This is a genomic window from Saccharothrix sp. NBAS 001, from assembly GCF_056640475.1.
In genome coordinates, this window is record NZ_CM153251.1 from 5,439,181 (window position 1) to 5,454,715 (window position 15,535).

The following is a 15,535-nucleotide window of genomic DNA, read 5'->3' on the forward strand; positions in this document are numbered from 1 at the left end:
ATCAGGCCGGTGTGGACGGGTGCGCGGGCGCGGTTCCGGCACGGTGGCCGGCTCCTGCCGGGCGAACGGCGGGTACGGGACCCCGGTCCAACTCCGGACGCCCGGCCACCCGCCGTCGTTCCCGTGGGGGGCTAGCCCGCCGCGCGGGTGCCGCGCCGCTCGGCCGCGTCCAGCACCAGCCGCAGCCACTCCGCGTCGGTCGCCGAACTCTCCGCCGCCACCCGCCGCAGCCGCAGCCACAGGCCCGCGTCGGTCCACTCCTGGAAGCGGCGGTGCACGGTCGGCACGGTCACGCCGAACGTCGCCGGCAGGTGCCGCCACGCGCAGCCGCTGGTCAGCACGAACACGATGGCCGTGAAGATGGCCCGGTCCGACACCCGGCCCCGGCCGCCGCCCTGGCGGCGCACCTTCGCGGGCGGGATGAGCGGCTCCACCGCGGCCCACAGGGCGGGCGGCACCAGGCGGTTGGCCAGGTGCTCGATCACGTCCGCGTGCGGCGGCTTGGGGGGTGCTTCCGGGGCCCGGCGCACCCACGGCTCCTGGCGTTGGGCGTCGCCGCGCTGGCGGGCGCGCAGCAGAGTCGCCAACGCCGCCTCGTCCCGCCGGGGCGCTACGGCCGGGTAGGTGTGCTGTTGGGCCTGTCGGGCGATCTCGGCGCCCACCGTGCGGCCGAACGGCTGCGCGGGTCGTGCGTAGTTGCTCATCGGGTCCTCCGCCAGGGGACTGTCGTGATGCCCATCACGCTAGGAAGCCGGCCGCTCACGGGTAACCACGTTCCCGCCGAACGGGAAGAGCAAGCGTCCCGCGGGTCCCCCGAAGCTGCCCAACGGCACCCCTGGAGCGACGAACGGGCGAGCGGTCGGTTTTGGGAACGCCTCTCGGTCCGTGCCGGGGCGGTTACCCTCGGATCGTGACGCCGCGCCTGCTAGCCACCAGCGACCTGCACGTGACCTATCAGCAGAACCGCGACTTCGTGTCGGCCATCCGACCGCACTCGCCGGACGACTGGCTGATCGTGGCCGGTGACGTGGCGGAGAAGTTCGCCGACGTCGAGTGGGCGCTGGGCGAGCTGCGCAAGCGGTTCCGCAAGGTCGTGTGGTCGCCGGGCAACCACGAGCTGTGGACGGTGAAGGACGACCCGGCCCAGTCGCGCGGCGAGGTCCGCTACAAGCAGCTGGTCGAGCTGTGCCGCAGCCTGGGCGTGCTCACCCCGGAGGACGAGTTCGCGGTCTTCGAGGGCGCGGGCGGCCCGGTCGCGGTGGCCCCGCTGTTCACCCTGTACGACTACACGTTCCGGCCCGCCGGGACCACCGACAAGGCGTCCGCGCTGACCGTCGCGCAGGACGCCGGCGTGGTGTGCACCGACGAGTACTTCCTGCACTTCGACCCGTACCCGAGCCGTGAGGCGTGGTGCGCGGCGCGGCTGGAGGAGTCCGAGCGCCGGTTGCGCTCCGTGGACGAGTCGTTGCGCACCGTGCTCATCAACCACTGGCCGCTGGTCCGCGACCCCACGTTCGTGCTGCGGTACCCCGAATTCGCGTTGTGGTGCGGCACCGAGCACACCGCCGACTGGCACCTGAAGTACCGGGCGGCCGTGATGGTGTACGGCCACCTGCACATCCCGCGCACCATCCGCAAGGACGGCGTGCGGTTCGACGAGGTGTCGCTGGGCTACCCGCGCGAGTGGCAGCCCCGCGGCTGGACGCAGGCCCCGCTGCTGGACGTGCTCAGGGAGGACGACGCCAGGTGATCACCGACATCCTGCCGGACCAGGTCGCGGCCGAGGACACGTTCGAGGACCACGAGGCGGAGCTGTTCCCCGAGGAGGAGGAGCTGATCGCCAAGGCCGTCGACAAGCGCCGCCGGGAGTTCACCACCGGGCGGCACTGCGCGCGCACCGCGCTGGGCCGGCTGGGCTTCCCGCCCGTGCCGCTGCTGCCCGGCGAGAGCCGCGCGCCGACGTGGCCGGCGGGCGTGGTGGGCAGCATCACGCACTGCAAGGGCTACCGGGCGGCGGCCGTGGGGCGCACCGACCAGGTGTGGACGATCGGCATCGACGCCGAGCCGAACGAGCCGACCCCGCCGGGCGTGCTGGAGGCCATCGCGCTGGCGCCGGAGCTGACCATGGTGCGGGCGCTGGGCGCGGCCGGGGACAAGGTGTCCTGGGACCGGCTGCTGTTCAGCGCGAAGGAGACCGTCTACAAGGCGTGGTTCCCGCTGGCGCGGACGTGGCTGGGGTTCGAGGATGCGGAGGTGACCCTGAACCCGGACGACGGGACGTTCACCGCGCGGATCCTGATCGAGCCGCCGGTGGTGGACGGGGTGCCGCTGGACGGGTTCACGGGTCGCTGGCTGGCGCGGGAGGGGTTTGTGGTGACCGCTATCGCGGTACCTGCCTTGACGACCTAGGAGGAACCGCATGGGCGACGAGGTGGCGCGGCACGAGTTCACCCGCGAGGACCGCACCCGGTACCGCACGAAGGTGCGCCGGTGCCTGGACGTGTTCGCCCGGATGCTGAGCGAGTCCCGCTTCGAGTTCGAGCGCCCGACCGCCGGGCTGGAGATCGAGCTGAACCTGGTGGACGACGCGGGCGACCCGGCGATGCGCAACGCGCAGGCGCTGGCGGCGATCGCCGACGAGGACTTCGTCACCGAGCTGGGCCAGTGGAACCTGGAGATCAACGTGGCGCCCCGGCCGCTCGGCGAGGGCGGGATCGGCGAGTTCGAGTCGGTGGTCCGCGACTCGCTCAACGAGGCCGAGCGCAAGGCCCGCGAGGTCGGCTCGCACATGGTGACGATCGGCATCCTGCCCACGTTGCAGGCCCGGCACATGGGGCTGGAGGCGCTGTCGGGCAACCCGCGCTACGCGCTGCTCAACGAGCAGGTGCTGGCCGCGCGCGGGGAGGACCTGCAGATCGCCATCGACGGCGTGGAGAAGCTCCAGATGACGGCCGACTCGGTCGTGCCCGAGGGGGCCTGCACGTCCACCCAGTTCCACCTCCAGGTGCCGCCGGACGCGTTCGCGTCCTACTGGAACGCGGCGCAGGCGATCGCCGGGGTGCAGGTGGCGGTGGGCGCGAACTCGCCGTTCCTGCTCGGCAAGGAGCTGTGGCGAGAGACCCGGATCCCGCTGTTCCAGCAGGCCACCGACACCCGCAGCGACGAGCTCAAGGAGCAGGGCGTGCGGCCCCGGGTGTGGTTCGGCGAGCGGTGGATCACCTCGATCTTCGACCTGTTCGAGGAGAACGTGCGGTACTACCCGGCGCTGCTGCCCATCTGCGACGAGGAGGACCCGGTGCAGGTGCTGGAGCGCGGCGACACGCCGGCGCTCGGCGAGCTGAGGCTGCACAACGGGACCATCTACCGCTGGAACCGGCCGGTGTACGACGTGGTGCGCGGCGAGCCGCACCTGCGGGTGGAGAACCGGGTGCTGCCCGCCGGGCCGACCGTGCTGGACACCCTGGCGAACGGGGCGTTCTACTACGGCCTGGTGCGGATGCTGGCCGAGGAGGAGCGTCCGCTGTGGTCGCAGATGTCGTTCAGCGCGGCCGAGGAGAACTTCACCTCCGGCGCGCGGCAGGGCATCGACGCCAAGGTGTACTGGCCCGGCCTGGGCACGGTGCCGGTGGCCGAGCTGGTGCTGCGCCGGCTGCTCCCGCTGGCGCACGAGGGCCTGGTGAAGCTGCGGGTCGAGCAGTCCGAACGGGACCGGCTGCTGGGCGTGATCGAACAGCGCTGCCTCAGCGGCGTGAACGGGGCGACCTGGCAGGCCCGCACGTTCCACCGGCACTACGACCACTCCTCGCTGGACCGCCCCGAGGCGCTGCGCCGGATGCTGCGCACCTACCGGGACCTCATGCACAGCAACGAGCCCGTGCACACCTGGCCGGTGGGGTAGGCGGGCACCCTGTCGGTGCCCGGCCGAGCGGGCTACGGTCCGGTGATGACCTGGCCGGCCGCGACCCGGGACCTGTACGACGCCGACGCGACCGGCTAGGCCGAGCAGACCCGGGACCTGCTCGACAGGCTGCTCCACGTCCGCGCGGGGGTCGTGCTGTTCGCCGACCTGGTCCGCGCGATCGGCGGCGGGCCGGTCGCCGACGTGGGCTGCGGGCCGGGGCACACCACCGCGCTGCTGCGGGAGCTGGGCGCGGACGCGTTCGGCATCGACCTGTCGCCGGCGATGGTGGGGATCGCCCGCCGCGAGCACCCCGGCGCGCGGTTCGAGGTCGGTTCGATGACCGAGCTGGACCTGGCCGACGGCTCCCTGGCCGGCGTGCTCGCCTGGTGGTCGCTGATCCAAGTCCCGGACGAGGCGGTGCCGGGCGTGCTCGGCCAGTTCCACCGGGTGCTGCGGGCGGGCGGCGTGCCGGCCGCGGGTTTCCACGTCGGCGACGAGCCGACGAGCGGGCCCGGCGACGGGTCCGCGGGTACCTCCGCCGGCCGGCCCGGGTGGCCGACTGGCTGCGCGGTGCGGGCTTCACCGTGGAGGCCCAGCACCTGCTGAACCCGGACGCGGCGAAGCCGGGCGCGATCCTGTTCGCCCGCCGGCCCCCGGCACCGCCCCGGTGACCACCGCCGGGCGCGGCGGGACGACCGCCGCGCCCGGTGCCCGCGGTCAGCCCGCCGCGAACAGCTTGGCCGTCTTGGCCGCCATCCACTCCCCCGCCGTGACCCGGCCGTCGCCGGGCGCGTCGTGGTTGGGCTGGAAGAACAGCGGGATGGAGATCCGCGACGGCGCGCCGGGTTCGGCGTTGACCACGCGGTGCATGGTCGACACCCACCGGCCGCCGCTCCACAGCGCCATCAGGTCGCCGATGTTGACCACGAAACCGCCGGGGGTCGCCGGCACGTCCCGCCAGCGGTCGCCGTCGAGCACCTGGAGCCCGCCTTGGTCGTGCTCCTGGTACAGCACGGTGAGCGCGCCGAAGTCGGTGTGCGCGCCGCGCCGCAGCTGGCCGGGCAGCGGCGGGCGCACCTGCGGGTAGTAGTAGTTGGCGACCAGCGAGGAGACGTGCCGGTCGAACCGCCCGGCGAAGTGGTCTTCGGGGTGCCCGAGGGCGCGGGCGGACAGCCGCACCAGGTCGGCGGCGAGGTCGGCGACCACCGCCAGGTACTCCTGCCAGGTGGCGCGGAACGCCGCCGGGTGCTCCGGCCACGCGTTGGCGAGCTGCCAGGTGGCCGGGTAGTCGCCGAGCGCGGCGCGGGCCGCGTCGTCCAGCTCGCCGGTGGCGTGCACGCCGAACGCCTCGCACAGGTCGGGCGGGGTGTCCTGGTCGAGGCTGCGCGCGGTGGTGCCGCCGGAGCGGCGGAACCCGGACACCCCGGGCCTGGTCGCGACCAGCTCCTTGGCCGCGTCGGGCAGGGTGAAGAACTCGTCGGTGACCCGGTGCATCCGGTCCACGAGCCCGGCCGGCACGCCGTGCCCGACCACGACGTAGAAACCGGAGGTCGCGCAGGCCCGGCCGATCAGCTCGGCCAGCGCCGCCCGGCCCTCCGGCCGGTCGCGCGGGGACAGGTCGATGACCGGCACGTAGTCGTCGTTCATGAGGTTTTCCCTTTCGCCACAACGGGACGGGGCCGGGCGAGGAGCAGCCCGGTGAGCAGGGCGCCGGCCAGGAGGATCCCGGCGGCGACGGACAGCGCGGTGGTGTAGCCGCGCACGAGCAGGTCGGGCGGCGCGCCGACGCCGGAGGTGGCGGCGGCGACCGCGTTGAGCAGCGCGGTGCCCAGCGCCGCGCCGAGCTGCTGGGACGCGTGGTAGGCGGCGGAGGCCGCGCCGAGGTCGCCGCCCGCGTCGGCGGTGGCCAGCGCGGCGGTCGGCGGCAGCACGCAGCCCAGGCCCAGCCCGGTGAGCACCAGCGCGGGCAGCACGTACAACGCCAGGACGTGCGTGCTGTCCGGGCTCACCCGGGTCAGCACGAGCATCCCGGCCGCCGCCGCGAGCAGGCCGGGCACGATCAGCGCGACCGGCGCGACCCGGCCGTGCAGCCGGCCCGCGACCAGCGTCGAGCCGACCACGGCGGCCAGCGCGTTGACGATCAGCACCAGACCGGCCTGGACCGGCGGGTACCCGAGCACGGTCTGCAGGTAGTAGCTCATGAACAGGTAGAAGCCGAACATCGCGAGGAACATCAGGCCGATCGCCGCGAACGCGCCGCCGCGCGGCCGGTCGCGCAGCACCCTGGTCGGCAGCACCGGATCGGCGGTCCGGCCCTCCACAAGCACGAACGCGGCCAGTGCCAGCACGCCGAGCCCGAGCAGCCCGAGCACCACCGGCGACGCCCAGCCGCGCCCCTCGGCCTCGGTGAACCCGCACACCAGCGCCACGAACCCGCCGGCGGCGAGCAGCGCGCCCGGCAGGTCGAGCCGGCCGCCGCCGGGCCGGTCGCGCGGCAGGAACACCGTGCCCGCCAAGGCGATCAGCGCCACCGGGACGTTGACGAACAGGCACCACCGCCAGCTCGCGTACTCGGTCAGCAACCCGCCCGCGATCAGCCCGACCGCCGACCCGGCCGCGCCGACCGCCGCGAACACCCCCAGCGCGCGCCCGCGTTCCCGCGCCCCGGTGAACGCGATCATCAGCAGCGACAGGCCCGCCGGGGCGAGCACCGCCGCGAACCCGCCTTGCAGGGCCCGTGCCGCGAACAGCACCGGCGGGTTCCAGGCCAGCCCGCCGAGCGCGGACGCGGCGGCGAACCCGGCCAGCCCCAGCGCGAACGCGCGGCGGTGGCCCAGGGCCCGGCCGATCCGCCCGCCGACCAGCAGCAGCCCGCCGAACGCGAGCGCGTAGGCGGTCACCGCCCACTGCCGGCTCGCGTCGGTCATGCCCAGCGCGCGCTGCGCGGTGGGCAGCGCGATGTTCACGATCGTGCCGTCCAGCACCACGAGCAGCTGCGCGGCGCTCACCACCGGCAGCGCCCACCAGCGCCGTGAGTCCCCCATCGAACCTCCCCCTAACGATGTACGAGTGCGTCTAACAATGTTAGTCGCAGCGAACACGGTACTACACTCCGTGCGACGGTGACGACGGACGGAGTGCGGTGGGCAGCCCGGACAGCGCTGGTGACCAGCGAAAAGACGAGGTGCACAGCGTCTGGCTGCGGCCTCGGCGCACGGTGAAGGGCGAACCGCCGCTGACCCGCGAGCGGATCGTGGAGGCGGCTGTCGCGCTGCTGGACGACGAGGGCGTCGAACGGCTCACCATGCGCCGGCTCGCGGACCGGCTCGCGGTCTCCGCGCCCTCGCTCTACTGGCACGTCGACACCAAGGACGACGTGGTCGACCTGGCCGTGGACGCGGTGTTCAGCGAACCCCCCGCGACCGGCGCGGGCTGGCGGGACGACGTCACCGCCGTGCTCGACGGGTGGCGGGCCGCGCTGCTGCGGCACCCGTGGGCGGCGGCCGTGCCCGCGCGCCGGCGGCCCGCGATCGGGCCGAACTTCCTGGCCCAGATGGAACTCCTCCAGGCCGCACTGGTCCGCGCCGGGTTCACCGGCACCGGGCTGTCGGCGGCGACCTGGGCGCTCTACAACCACGTGCTGGGCTCGGCGGCGTCCCAGGCGGCGCTGCGGATCACCGACGAGGAGCGCCGCGTCGGCCAGGAACGGCTGCGCGCCGAACGCGACCGCTACCCGACGCTGGCCGACAACGGCTACCTGTACGACGACGACTGGGACGGCAGCTTCACCACCGGCCTGGAGTACCTGCTCGACGGGCTGGCGGCGCAGCTCGGGCGGTGAGGCGCGCCCCACCGCCCGTGCCCCGGGTCAGCCCGTCGGGAAGTCGTCCGGGGTCCGCACCCGCTCGCGGATCCAGACGCCGGCGGGCTTCAGCACGCCCGTGCCGGTGAACGCGCCGCCCGCGCAGGTGCCGGCCTTGAACACCGCGCCCGAGCGCCGGTCGTCGGAGAAGTTCCAGTTCGTCCAGCCGATCTTGTTGGCGGCCAGGAAGTCCAGGTACTTCTGCGAGTACGCGAAGTCGTCCGCGCCGTCGCCCTCGTAGTCCTGGGTGCCGAACTCGGTGACGAACAACGGGATCCGCGCCGCCGCCCGCTGCAACGCCGCGAAGTACTCGTCGTGGTGGGACGCGGCGTAGAAGTGGAACGTGTACATGAGGTTGGTGGCGTCGACGGGATTCGCGAGGATGTCGGCCTCGGTCCGGCCGTCCGAGACGCCCAGCGACGACCAGCCGTGCGTGCCGACGAACACCACGCCGTCCGGGTCCTGCGCGCGGATGACCGGGATCACCTGCTCCGCGTAGGACTTGACCTTCGCCCACGGGACGCCGTTGGGCTCGTTGGCGATGTCGTAGATGATGTTGGTCTTGTCCTTGTGCCGCTGGGCGATCTCGGTGAAGAACGTCTTGGCGCGGGACAGGTTGTAGTTCGGGTCGCCGGGGGTGAGCTGGTGCCAGTCCACCAACGCGTACATGCCGCGCTTGGTGGCTTCTTCGATGTAGCCGTGCACCAGGTCTGTGAACTTGCGCGGGTTGGTCTCGTAGCCGTCTTCCTGGATGTACATGGAGATGCGCAGGACGTCCGCGCCCCAGTCGCCGGCGAGGGCGTCCAGCGACGCGGTCTTCACGCACTGCGCGTACCACTGGATGCCGTGCGTGCTCATGCCCCGCAACTGGATCGGGTGGCCGTACTGGTTGCAGAGCTTCACGCCGCAGACGTGCAACCGGCCGTTGACGTCGGCCGGTCGCCCGCCGCCGGCGGGCTTGGTGGTCGCGGTGACCGGGGCGCTCCACGCGGAGAGGTTGCCCGCCGCGTCCTTGGCACGCACGGAGAACGTGTAGGACGTGGCCGGGCTCAGACCGGACACCGTCGTGCCGGCGGCGGGGACGAAGACGGTCGAGCTTCCGCCCCGCACCTCGTAGCCGGTGACTCCGACGTCGTCCGTCGACGCGGTCCACGCCAGGCCGACACCGGTAGAGGTGGTGGCCGTGGCGCGGAGGTCCTGCGGCACGCTCGGGGCCCGGGTGTCGGGCGCGCCGTCGCCGGTCGCCACGTCCAGGCGGTCCAGGTTCGGGCCGCCGTTGGACGTGGTCGCGGTGGCGCGCACGCGGTTCGCACCCGCCGCGAGGGTGACGGTGGCCGTGGCGGTGCGCCACGTGGTCCACGCGCCGGTCCCGGGGAACGCGACGGTGGCGGTCCGGCCGCCGACCGCGACGGACAGGGGCCGGTCGACGGTGGTGCCGTTGGCGTACCGGAAGGTCAGGGTCGCCGTGCCGGCCGCCGGGGCGGAGACGCCGAACTCGACGTAGCCGCCGGTCTCGTTGTCGTAGTTGACGAAACCGGAGCCCGTGTAGCCGGCGTGGTCGGACTCGACCACGCCCTGGGAGATGGTCGCGGACTCGGCCTGGTACTGGGTGATCGCCTGCGCCGCGGGCGCGGCCCAGGCTGCCGTCGGAGCGGCGAGCAGGGTCGCCGCGACGGCTGTGCTCAGCCATCGGGTGGTCACGGTGGTGCCTCCCACATCGTCGGAGCCGGGGTGGACAGGCGGCGGGGGGACCTCGACAGTTAGGAAAGTTTCTTAACTGTTAGCTCGATCACACACCCGCCGGCACCCCGGCGTCAACGACCGCCCGGCGACCGCCCGGCGACAACCCGGCGAACACCCGGCCGCCACCGCGCACGACGCACCAACAGGAAACGACACGGAGAGAACGACACGGCGGACATGGCCCCGGACGCGCGCAACCCCGACGACGCGACCCGGATCAGCGGGCCTGGACCGGGATCCTCGGCTCGGTGAAGGTCTTCCACGCGGCGACGAGTTCGGGCAGCAGCACGTGCCACGGCAGGACGGCCAGCACCTCGTGCCGGGCGAGCAGGACCAACCGGCCCTCGCCGCCCGCGTCCAGCCACACCGCCTCGAACCCGGCGGCCCGCTCCGGCGCGCCCGCCACGACCTCGGCGGTCACCCGCGCCAGGTCGGCGACGGCCACCCGGCGGACGGCGGCGGTGGCGTCGTGCAGCACCCGGTGCCCGCGGGCCAGCTCCCGGACGGCCTCGCCCAGCCGCAACTCCCCCAGGCCCGCCCGGACCTGCACCGTCATCGACTCGTACACGGCGGACAGACTATGCGCGGCACGGCCGGGTGCTGAGGACACGCGATACGCCTTCCCAATGGATTAGGTAAGGCTAACCTACCATCGCGACCGGAGACGTCGGACCTGTCGGTTCCCTGAACGCCGGAACTCCCGCCGTTCACCGTCCGTTTCGACCGATGTGCCACCTACCGCCCGACCCGACACCCCGCCCGACACCCCGCCCGACACCCCGCCCGCCGCACCGGTCCGCTCCCCCGCCCGGCTGCTCGCGATCGGCGGTTCGGTCGCCGTGCTGCTGACGGCGGTCATGGTCGGCGCGCTGGACGCGCACCGCCTGGCCACCGACGCGGTCGGGCTGCGCCGCACCATCTCCGAGTACGCGCTCGGCCCGCAGCGCTGGGTGTTCGACACCGCCGTGCTGCTGCTCGCGGCCGGCTCGGCGGCGATCCTGGCCGTGCTGGTGCGGCGCGGCATCACCCGCTGGACGGCGCCGGGCGCGCTGGCGCTGCTGGCCTGGTCGACCGGGCTGGCGCTGGTCGTGGCGTTCCCCAAGCACGACTGGTCGGTCGGGCCGAGCGCGAGCGGCACGATCCACCGGGTCGCGAGCCTCGTCGCGTTCCTGAGCCTGCCGGTCGCGGTGGCGCTGATCGCCCGGCCGTGGCGGCGGGACGCGGTGTGGGGTGGGCACGCCCGGTGGGCGTTCCGGTTCGGGCTGCTGTCCGCGCTGGCGTTCACCCCGATCCTCTACGCGGTGCTGGTGAACGTGCTGGTGGGCACCTCGTGGTGGCGGGTGCTGACGCTCGGGTACGTCGAACGGCTGCTGGTGGTGGTCGAGGTGGTCGCCGTGCTGGTGCTCGGGTGGTGGGCGGTCGCGGTGGCTCAGCCCGCGTACAGGCTGTCCAGCACGTCCCGGTAGCGGCTCTCGATCTCCTTGCGGCGCATCTTCATGCTCGCCGTCAGGGTGCCGTCGGCGACGCTGAAGTCGCCGTCCAGCACGGCGAACTTCTTGATCGTCTCGTGCCGGGCCAGGCTCGCGTTGGCCCGCTCGACCGCAGAGCGGATCTCCGCGTCGGCGTCCAGGCCGGGCGGGGCGGTGTCCGGGTCGAGGGTGACCAGCGCGACGCAGTAGTTGCGCAGGTCGCCGTGCACCAGCACGTGCCCGATGTAGGGGCTGGCGGCCTTGAGCCTGCTCTCCACGGCCTGCGGCGCGACGTACTTGCCCGACGAGGTCTTGATCAGCTCCTTCTTCCGGTCGGTGATCCGCAGCCGGCCCGCGTCGTCGACCTCGCCGACGTCCCCGGTGCGCAGCCAGCCGCCCTCCAGCGCCGCCGCCGTCTGCTCGGGCAGGCCGTGGTAGCCGCGCATCACGCCGCGCCCGCCGATCAGCACCTCGCCGTCGTCGGCGATCCGGACCTCCGTGCCGGGCAGCGGTTCGCCGACCGTGCCGAACTCCTGCTCCCCGGGCCGGTTGAGGAAGGACGCGGCGGACGACTCGGTCAGGCCGTAGCCCTCCAGGATCGTGATGCCCGCGCCCGCGAAGAACCGGCCGACCTCCGGCGACAGCGGCGCGGAGCCGGACACGAAGTACCGGATCCGGCCGCCGACCCGGTCCCGGAGCTTGGCGAACACCAGCCGGTCCGCGATCTTGCGGCGCACCGTCCACCGCGGGTGCTTCGCGACCTCCACCGCCCAGTCGAACAGCTTCGCCCTGATCCCGCCCTCGGCGCGCACCGAGGCGACCACCCGGCTGTGGATCTTCTCGAACACCCTCGGCGCGCCGGCCACGATGGTCGGCCGCAACTCCTTGAGGTTGTCCGCGATCCGGTCCGCCGAGCCGTCCACGGCGGTGGCCATGCCGGTGGCGATCATCGCGATCTGGAGCACCTTGCCGAACGCGTGGGACATCGGCAGCCACAGGAAGTGCAGGTCGTCGGGCCGCAGCACGCCGAGTTCGACCACGGCTTCGGCGGTGTAGAGCCAGTTGTCGTGGGTCAGCTCCACGCCCTTGGGCACGCCCGTGGTGCCGGAGGTGTAGATCAGCGTCGCCAGGTCGTCGGGCGCGAGCGCGTCCACCAGCGCGTCGTAGTCGCCCTCGTCCGACCACGGCAGGTCGTCGGTGGTCACCACGCGGGCGTCGCCGACCCGCTCGACCAGGTCGGCGTCGGCGACCACCAGCACCGCGCCGGAGTCGCGCAGGATGTGCGCGGCCTCCTCCCGGGTGCCGCTCGGGTAGATCGTCGTGGTCACCCCGCCGGCGGCGAGCACCGCCAGGTCCGCCAGCACCCACTCGGCGCTGGTCTGCGCCATGATCGCGACCCGCGCGCCGTCCCGGACGCCGAGCCGCCGGAAGCCCAGCGCCCGCCCCCGGACCAGGTCGCCGACCTCCCGCCAGGTCAGCGACCGCCACCCGCCGTCGACGCGGTGCCGCAGGGCTTCCGCGTCCGGGGTCGCGCGCACGCGTTCGCGCAGCAGATCGGGGATGGACCGGGCCATGGCGACCTCCAACCGGTGGAGCGGTGCTCTAGAGCGCTACTCTAGTCGCTGTGAGGGCGGATCGTCGGCAGGCGGTGCTGGACGCGGCGCTGACGCTGGTGGAGTCCGGGCAGCCGGTCACCATCAGCGCGCTGACCGCGTGCTCCGGGGTGTCCAACGGGAGCATCTACCACCACTTCGGCAACCGTTCCGGGGTGTTCTCCGTGCTGTACGGGGACAGCTTCGCCCGCTGCGTCGCGGCGATGACCCCGGCGTTGGCGGCGGCGGACGCGCGCACGGCGGTGCGGGGCCTCACGACCCGCTACCTGGACTGGGTCGCCGGGCACCCCGCGCGGGCCGGGTTCCTGTACTCCGCGCCGCTCACCGCCGACCCGGTGGCCAAGGCGGCGGCGTTCGCGCCGGTCGCGGAGTGGTTCGCGGCGCGGATGGCGGCGGGCGAGGTGCGCGAGTTCCCGTTGTGGGCCTTGGACCCGGTGCTGATGGGACCGGCGCACGAGTGCGCCCGCCGGTTCCTGCTCGGCGGGCTCGACCTGGCCGGGGTGCGCGATGTGGTGGCGGACGCGGTGTGGGGGGCGGTCGCGCCTCTAGGGTGAGCACATGGCTTCTTGGGGCGACCTCGCCGCGTACGTCCACGACACCTACGACGTCATCTCCCAGCAGGACGACGAGATCCGGATCCTGTTCAACTTCGAGCAGTACGACGAGGACGACGATCGCACCCAGGTGATCATCCTGGTGCGCGAGGTGCTCGACAAGCAGCACGAGTGGGTGCAGATCGCGTCGCCGATCGGCCTGGCCGCGAACGTCGACCTGCGCGCGCTGCTGGTGGAGATCGGCAGCTCCACCATCGCCTGCGGCGCGGCGATCATGGGCGAGCACGTCGTGCTGCGCCACTCGCTGCCGCTGACCGACCTGGACATCCACGAGTTCACCGACCCGCTGGCCCTGCTCGCGGCCAGCGCCGACCGCCTGGAGGAGACGTTCTTCGGCGGCGACAACTACTGACCGGACGAGCCGAACCCGCCGGTCACGGGCGCGCGGCCGGCGGCAGGTCGGCGACCGCGCCCACCGGCCACGCCCACGGGTCCTCGCCCAACGCCGCCAACTGCTCCACCTGCTGCACGCACCACGGCGAGATCGGCCGCGCCCCGGCCAGCACGGCGGGCGCGAACTCCGCCCACGACACCCACTCGAAGTCGTCCACCTCGTCCGGGTTCGGCGTCGGGTCGTGGTCGAGCAGCCCGCGGAACACCGGGCACATCTCGTTCTCCACGACGCCGTTGTCCATCACCGCCCGGTAGCGGAACCGGGGCAGCACCAGGTCCAGCCGCACGCCCGCGACGCCCAGTTCGTCGGCCAGCCGCCGGGACACCGCCGACGCCGCGTCCTCGCCCGGCGCGGGGTGGCCGCAGCACGTGTTCGTCCACACCCCGGGCCAGGTCTTCTTGTGCAGCGCGCGCCTGGTCAGCAGCAGCCGCCCGGCGGGGTCGAACAGGTAGCTGGAGAACGCCAGGTGCAGCGGGGTGTCCGCGTGGTGCACGTGCGACTTGTCGGCAACGCCGATCCTCGTTCCCGACTCGTCCAGCAACACGACTTGTTCCACGCGGATCACCCTGCCACACCGGCCGCCGTCAGCGCGCGGCGGCGAGCACCTGCGCGTTGCGCACCAACTTCCCGCCCGAGGTCCGGGGCAGCACCGGCAGCACGTGCACGCGTCGGGGCAGCTTGAACTCCGCCAGGCGCTGCGCGCACCAGTCCAGCATCTCCGCCTCGGTCGGCGGGTCGCCCCCGGCGCTCACGTACGCCTCCACCGCGCCGTCGAACACCACGATCGACTCGGCCACCAGCGGGTGCGCGCGCAGGACGGCCTCGACCTCGGTCAGGTCGACGTTGCTGCCCCGCACCACGACCAGCGAATCGCTGCGGCCCAACAGCACCAGGTTGCCGCGCGGGTCGAACCGGCCCCGGTCGCCCGTGCGGAACCAGCCGTCCGCGTACCGGCGCACGCCGTCGTCGTTCAGGTAGGGCGACTCGTCCAGGGCGACCTCGACCAGGCCGTCGCGCACCCGCAGCGTCGTGTCGCCGAGCGGCCGGCCCACCGACGGGCGGGACGTGCCGGCGACGTCCAGGGTCAGCGCGCCGGTCTCGGTGGTGCCGAAGCACTCGCCGACGGTGAACCCGTAGCCCCGGGCGAACCGCTCGGCGACCTCCGGCGGCATCGGCTCGGCCCCCGCGAACGCCGCCCGCACGGTGCGCAGCGCGGCCCGGTCCGGTGCCGCCGCCAGCCGCGCGTAGTGCATCGGCACGCCGGTGACGAAGTGCACCTCGTGCTCGGCGGCCACGCGCTGCACCTCCTCGGCGGTGTGGCCGGTCGGGAACACCAGGTGCACGCCCTCGGCGAGCGCGTGCAGCAGCCCGCCGAGCAGGCCGAAGCTGGCCGCCATGCTGTTGAGCAGCAGCATCCGCTCGCCGCGCCGGACCATGCCCTCGGCGGAGGAGAACCGCAGCACCTCGCGGACGATCGACTCGGTGGAGCGGCCGATGACCTTCGGCGTGCCGGTCGAGCCGGAGCTGAACTGCACCAGGCGGTGCCGGGTCCGCGCGGGCACGCCGTCCGGGCGGCGCTCGGTGACCAGCTCGAAGCGCTCCCGGAACCGGCCGCCGACCCGACCGGACGCCCGCACCACGAACTGCGGCCGGGCCAGCGCGTACTCCACCTCGCGCTCGGCGGGGGTGAACCGGGGGTCCAGCGAGATCACCCGCGCGCCCAGCGTCCACAGCGCCAGCACCACTTCGAGCCGGGTGAAGCTCGGCGGCACCTGCACCGCGACCGTGCTGCCCTCGCCCACCCCGGCCGCGGCGAACAGCCCCGCCTCGCCCGCCACGGCTTCGCGCAGCCGGCCGTGCGTCACGGTGTGCTGGTGGCTGAACACCGGCACGTCGTCGCCGTGGCGGCGCAGCAGGTCGGAGACGAACTCGCGCATCG

16 protein-coding genes are annotated in these 15,535 nt (G+C 73.6%); 8 read left to right on the top strand and 8 right to left on the bottom strand.

Going from position 1 to position 15,535, the window contains the following annotated elements; all coding sequences use genetic code 11:
* Nucleotides 1-131 precede the first annotated feature (131 nt).
* On the bottom strand, nucleotides 132-704 hold the full coding sequence (locus AC0HI0_RS22610) for a transposase (protein ID WP_480925493.1): 573 nt from the start codon (nucleotides 702-704) through the stop codon (nucleotides 132-134).
* 203 nt (nucleotides 705-907) lie between these two features.
* Here AC0HI0_RS22610 and AC0HI0_RS22615 point away from each other — a divergent pair, with 203 nt between their 5' ends.
* From AC0HI0_RS22615 to AC0HI0_RS22630, 4 genes are all read left to right on the top strand, one after another.
* Nucleotides 908-1,750 carry a metallophosphoesterase family protein gene (locus tag AC0HI0_RS22615; protein WP_480934363.1) on the top strand — a complete coding sequence of 281 codons (843 nt, stop codon included), beginning with the start codon at nucleotides 908-910 and terminating at the stop codon, nucleotides 1,748-1,750.
* A complete protein-coding gene (locus tag AC0HI0_RS22620) occupies nucleotides 1,747-2,409 on the top strand; it encodes a 4'-phosphopantetheinyl transferase family protein (RefSeq protein WP_480925494.1) in 663 nt (220 codons plus the stop codon). Before AC0HI0_RS22615 ends, AC0HI0_RS22620 begins: the two co-directional genes overlap by 4 nt.
* Before the next feature lie 10 nt (nucleotides 2,410-2,419).
* Nucleotides 2,420-3,898 (top strand): glutamate-cysteine ligase family protein, encoded by a 1,479-nt coding sequence (locus tag AC0HI0_RS22625; protein WP_480925495.1) that lies wholly within the window; start codon nucleotides 2,420-2,422, stop codon nucleotides 3,896-3,898.
* Between the two features lie 153 nt (nucleotides 3,899-4,051).
* On the top strand, nucleotides 4,052-4,507 hold the full coding sequence (locus tag AC0HI0_RS22630) for a class I SAM-dependent methyltransferase (RefSeq protein ID WP_480925496.1): 456 nt from the start codon (nucleotides 4,052-4,054) through the stop codon (nucleotides 4,505-4,507).
* 111 nt (nucleotides 4,508-4,618) lie between these two features.
* Here AC0HI0_RS22630 and AC0HI0_RS22635 read toward each other — a convergent pair whose 3' ends face one another.
* Together AC0HI0_RS22635 and AC0HI0_RS22640 are read right to left on the bottom strand one after the other, a co-directional pair.
* Nucleotides 4,619-5,548: an isopenicillin N synthase family dioxygenase gene (locus AC0HI0_RS22635; protein WP_480925497.1), complete on the bottom strand. Its 930-nt coding sequence runs from the start codon at nucleotides 5,546-5,548 to the stop codon at nucleotides 4,619-4,621.
* Nucleotides 5,545-6,945: an MFS transporter gene (locus AC0HI0_RS22640; protein WP_480925498.1), complete on the bottom strand. Its 1,401-nt coding sequence runs from the start codon at nucleotides 6,943-6,945 to the stop codon at nucleotides 5,545-5,547. The genes AC0HI0_RS22635 and AC0HI0_RS22640 overlap by 4 nt, the downstream gene beginning before the upstream one ends.
* Nucleotides 6,946-7,085: 140 nt before the next feature.
* On the opposite strand from AC0HI0_RS22640, the gene AC0HI0_RS22645 reads away from it, so the two are divergent.
* Nucleotides 7,086-7,742 carry a TetR/AcrR family transcriptional regulator C-terminal domain-containing protein gene (locus tag AC0HI0_RS22645; RefSeq protein ID WP_480925499.1) on the top strand — a complete coding sequence of 219 codons (657 nt, stop codon included), beginning with the start codon at nucleotides 7,086-7,088 and terminating at the stop codon, nucleotides 7,740-7,742.
* A gap of 27 nt (nucleotides 7,743-7,769) precedes the next feature.
* Here AC0HI0_RS22645 and AC0HI0_RS22650 read toward each other — a convergent pair whose 3' ends face one another.
* Both AC0HI0_RS22650 and AC0HI0_RS22655 read right to left on the bottom strand, forming a co-directional pair.
* Complete coding sequence (locus AC0HI0_RS22650; RefSeq protein ID WP_480925500.1) at nucleotides 7,770-9,464, bottom strand: cellulase family glycosylhydrolase; 1,695 nt, start codon at nucleotides 9,462-9,464, stop codon at nucleotides 7,770-7,772.
* 259 nt (nucleotides 9,465-9,723) lie between these two features.
* The gene (locus tag AC0HI0_RS22655; RefSeq protein ID WP_480925501.1) at nucleotides 9,724-10,074 is read right to left on the bottom strand and encodes a hypothetical protein; all 351 of its coding nucleotides are present in this window, start codon (nucleotides 10,072-10,074) and stop codon (nucleotides 9,724-9,726) included.
* Nucleotides 10,075-10,234: 160 nt separating this feature from the next.
* On the opposite strand from AC0HI0_RS22655, the gene AC0HI0_RS22660 reads away from it, so the two are divergent.
* Nucleotides 10,235-10,972: a DUF998 domain-containing protein gene (locus AC0HI0_RS22660; RefSeq protein ID WP_480925502.1), complete on the top strand. Its 738-nt coding sequence runs from the start codon at nucleotides 10,235-10,237 to the stop codon at nucleotides 10,970-10,972.
* Here the strand turns inward: AC0HI0_RS22660 and AC0HI0_RS22665 are convergent.
* On the bottom strand, nucleotides 10,936-12,549 hold the full coding sequence (locus AC0HI0_RS22665) for an AMP-dependent synthetase/ligase (protein WP_480925503.1): 1,614 nt from the start codon (nucleotides 12,547-12,549) through the stop codon (nucleotides 10,936-10,938). The two genes, AC0HI0_RS22660 and AC0HI0_RS22665, sit on opposite strands and share 37 nt — an antisense overlap.
* A gap of 50 nt (nucleotides 12,550-12,599) precedes the next feature.
* Here AC0HI0_RS22665 and AC0HI0_RS22670 point away from each other — a divergent pair, with 50 nt between their 5' ends.
* Both AC0HI0_RS22670 and AC0HI0_RS22675 read left to right on the top strand, forming a co-directional pair.
* Complete coding sequence (locus AC0HI0_RS22670; protein WP_480925504.1) at nucleotides 12,600-13,142, top strand: TetR/AcrR family transcriptional regulator; 543 nt, start codon at nucleotides 12,600-12,602, stop codon at nucleotides 13,140-13,142.
* A gap of 4 nt (nucleotides 13,143-13,146) precedes the next feature.
* Nucleotides 13,147-13,554 carry a type III secretion system chaperone family protein gene (locus AC0HI0_RS22675; RefSeq protein ID WP_480925505.1) on the top strand — a complete coding sequence of 136 codons (408 nt, stop codon included), beginning with the start codon at nucleotides 13,147-13,149 and terminating at the stop codon, nucleotides 13,552-13,554.
* 22 nt (nucleotides 13,555-13,576) lie between these two features.
* On the opposite strand, the gene idi is transcribed toward AC0HI0_RS22675, so the two are convergent.
* Together idi and AC0HI0_RS22685 are read right to left on the bottom strand one after the other, a co-directional pair.
* Entirely contained in the window at nucleotides 13,577-14,152 is a 576-nt protein-coding gene (gene idi, locus AC0HI0_RS22680; protein ID WP_480925506.1) for an isopentenyl-diphosphate Delta-isomerase, read from the bottom strand.
* A gap of 28 nt (nucleotides 14,153-14,180) precedes the next feature.
* Nucleotides 14,181-15,533: a class I adenylate-forming enzyme family protein gene (locus tag AC0HI0_RS22685; RefSeq protein ID WP_480925507.1), complete on the bottom strand. Its 1,353-nt coding sequence runs from the start codon at nucleotides 15,531-15,533 to the stop codon at nucleotides 14,181-14,183.
* Between the last annotated feature and the right edge of the window lie 2 nt (nucleotides 15,534-15,535).

Excerpts from the sequence above, each read along its gene's own strand:
- AC0HI0_RS22685 (WP_480925507.1), bottom strand. The coding sequence starts at position 15,533 with ATGCGCGAGTTCGTCTCCGACCTGCTGCGCCGCCACGGCGACGACGTG.
- AC0HI0_RS22635 (WP_480925497.1), bottom strand. The coding sequence starts at position 5,548 with ATGAACGACGACTACGTGCCGGTCATCGACCTGTCCCCGCGCGACCGG.
- AC0HI0_RS22610 (WP_480925493.1), bottom strand. The coding sequence starts at position 704 with ATGAGCAACTACGCACGACCCGCGCAGCCGTTCGGCCGCACGGTGGGC.
- AC0HI0_RS22665 (WP_480925503.1), bottom strand. The coding sequence starts at position 12,549 with ATGGCCCGGTCCATCCCCGATCTGCTGCGCGAACGCGTGCGCGCGACC.
- AC0HI0_RS22675 (WP_480925505.1), top strand. The coding sequence starts at position 13,147 with ATGGCTTCTTGGGGCGACCTCGCCGCGTACGTCCACGACACCTACGAC.
- AC0HI0_RS22640 (WP_480925498.1), bottom strand. The coding sequence starts at position 6,945 with ATGGGGGACTCACGGCGCTGGTGGGCGCTGCCGGTGGTGAGCGCCGCG.
- AC0HI0_RS22625 (WP_480925495.1), top strand. The coding sequence starts at position 2,420 with ATGGGCGACGAGGTGGCGCGGCACGAGTTCACCCGCGAGGACCGCACC.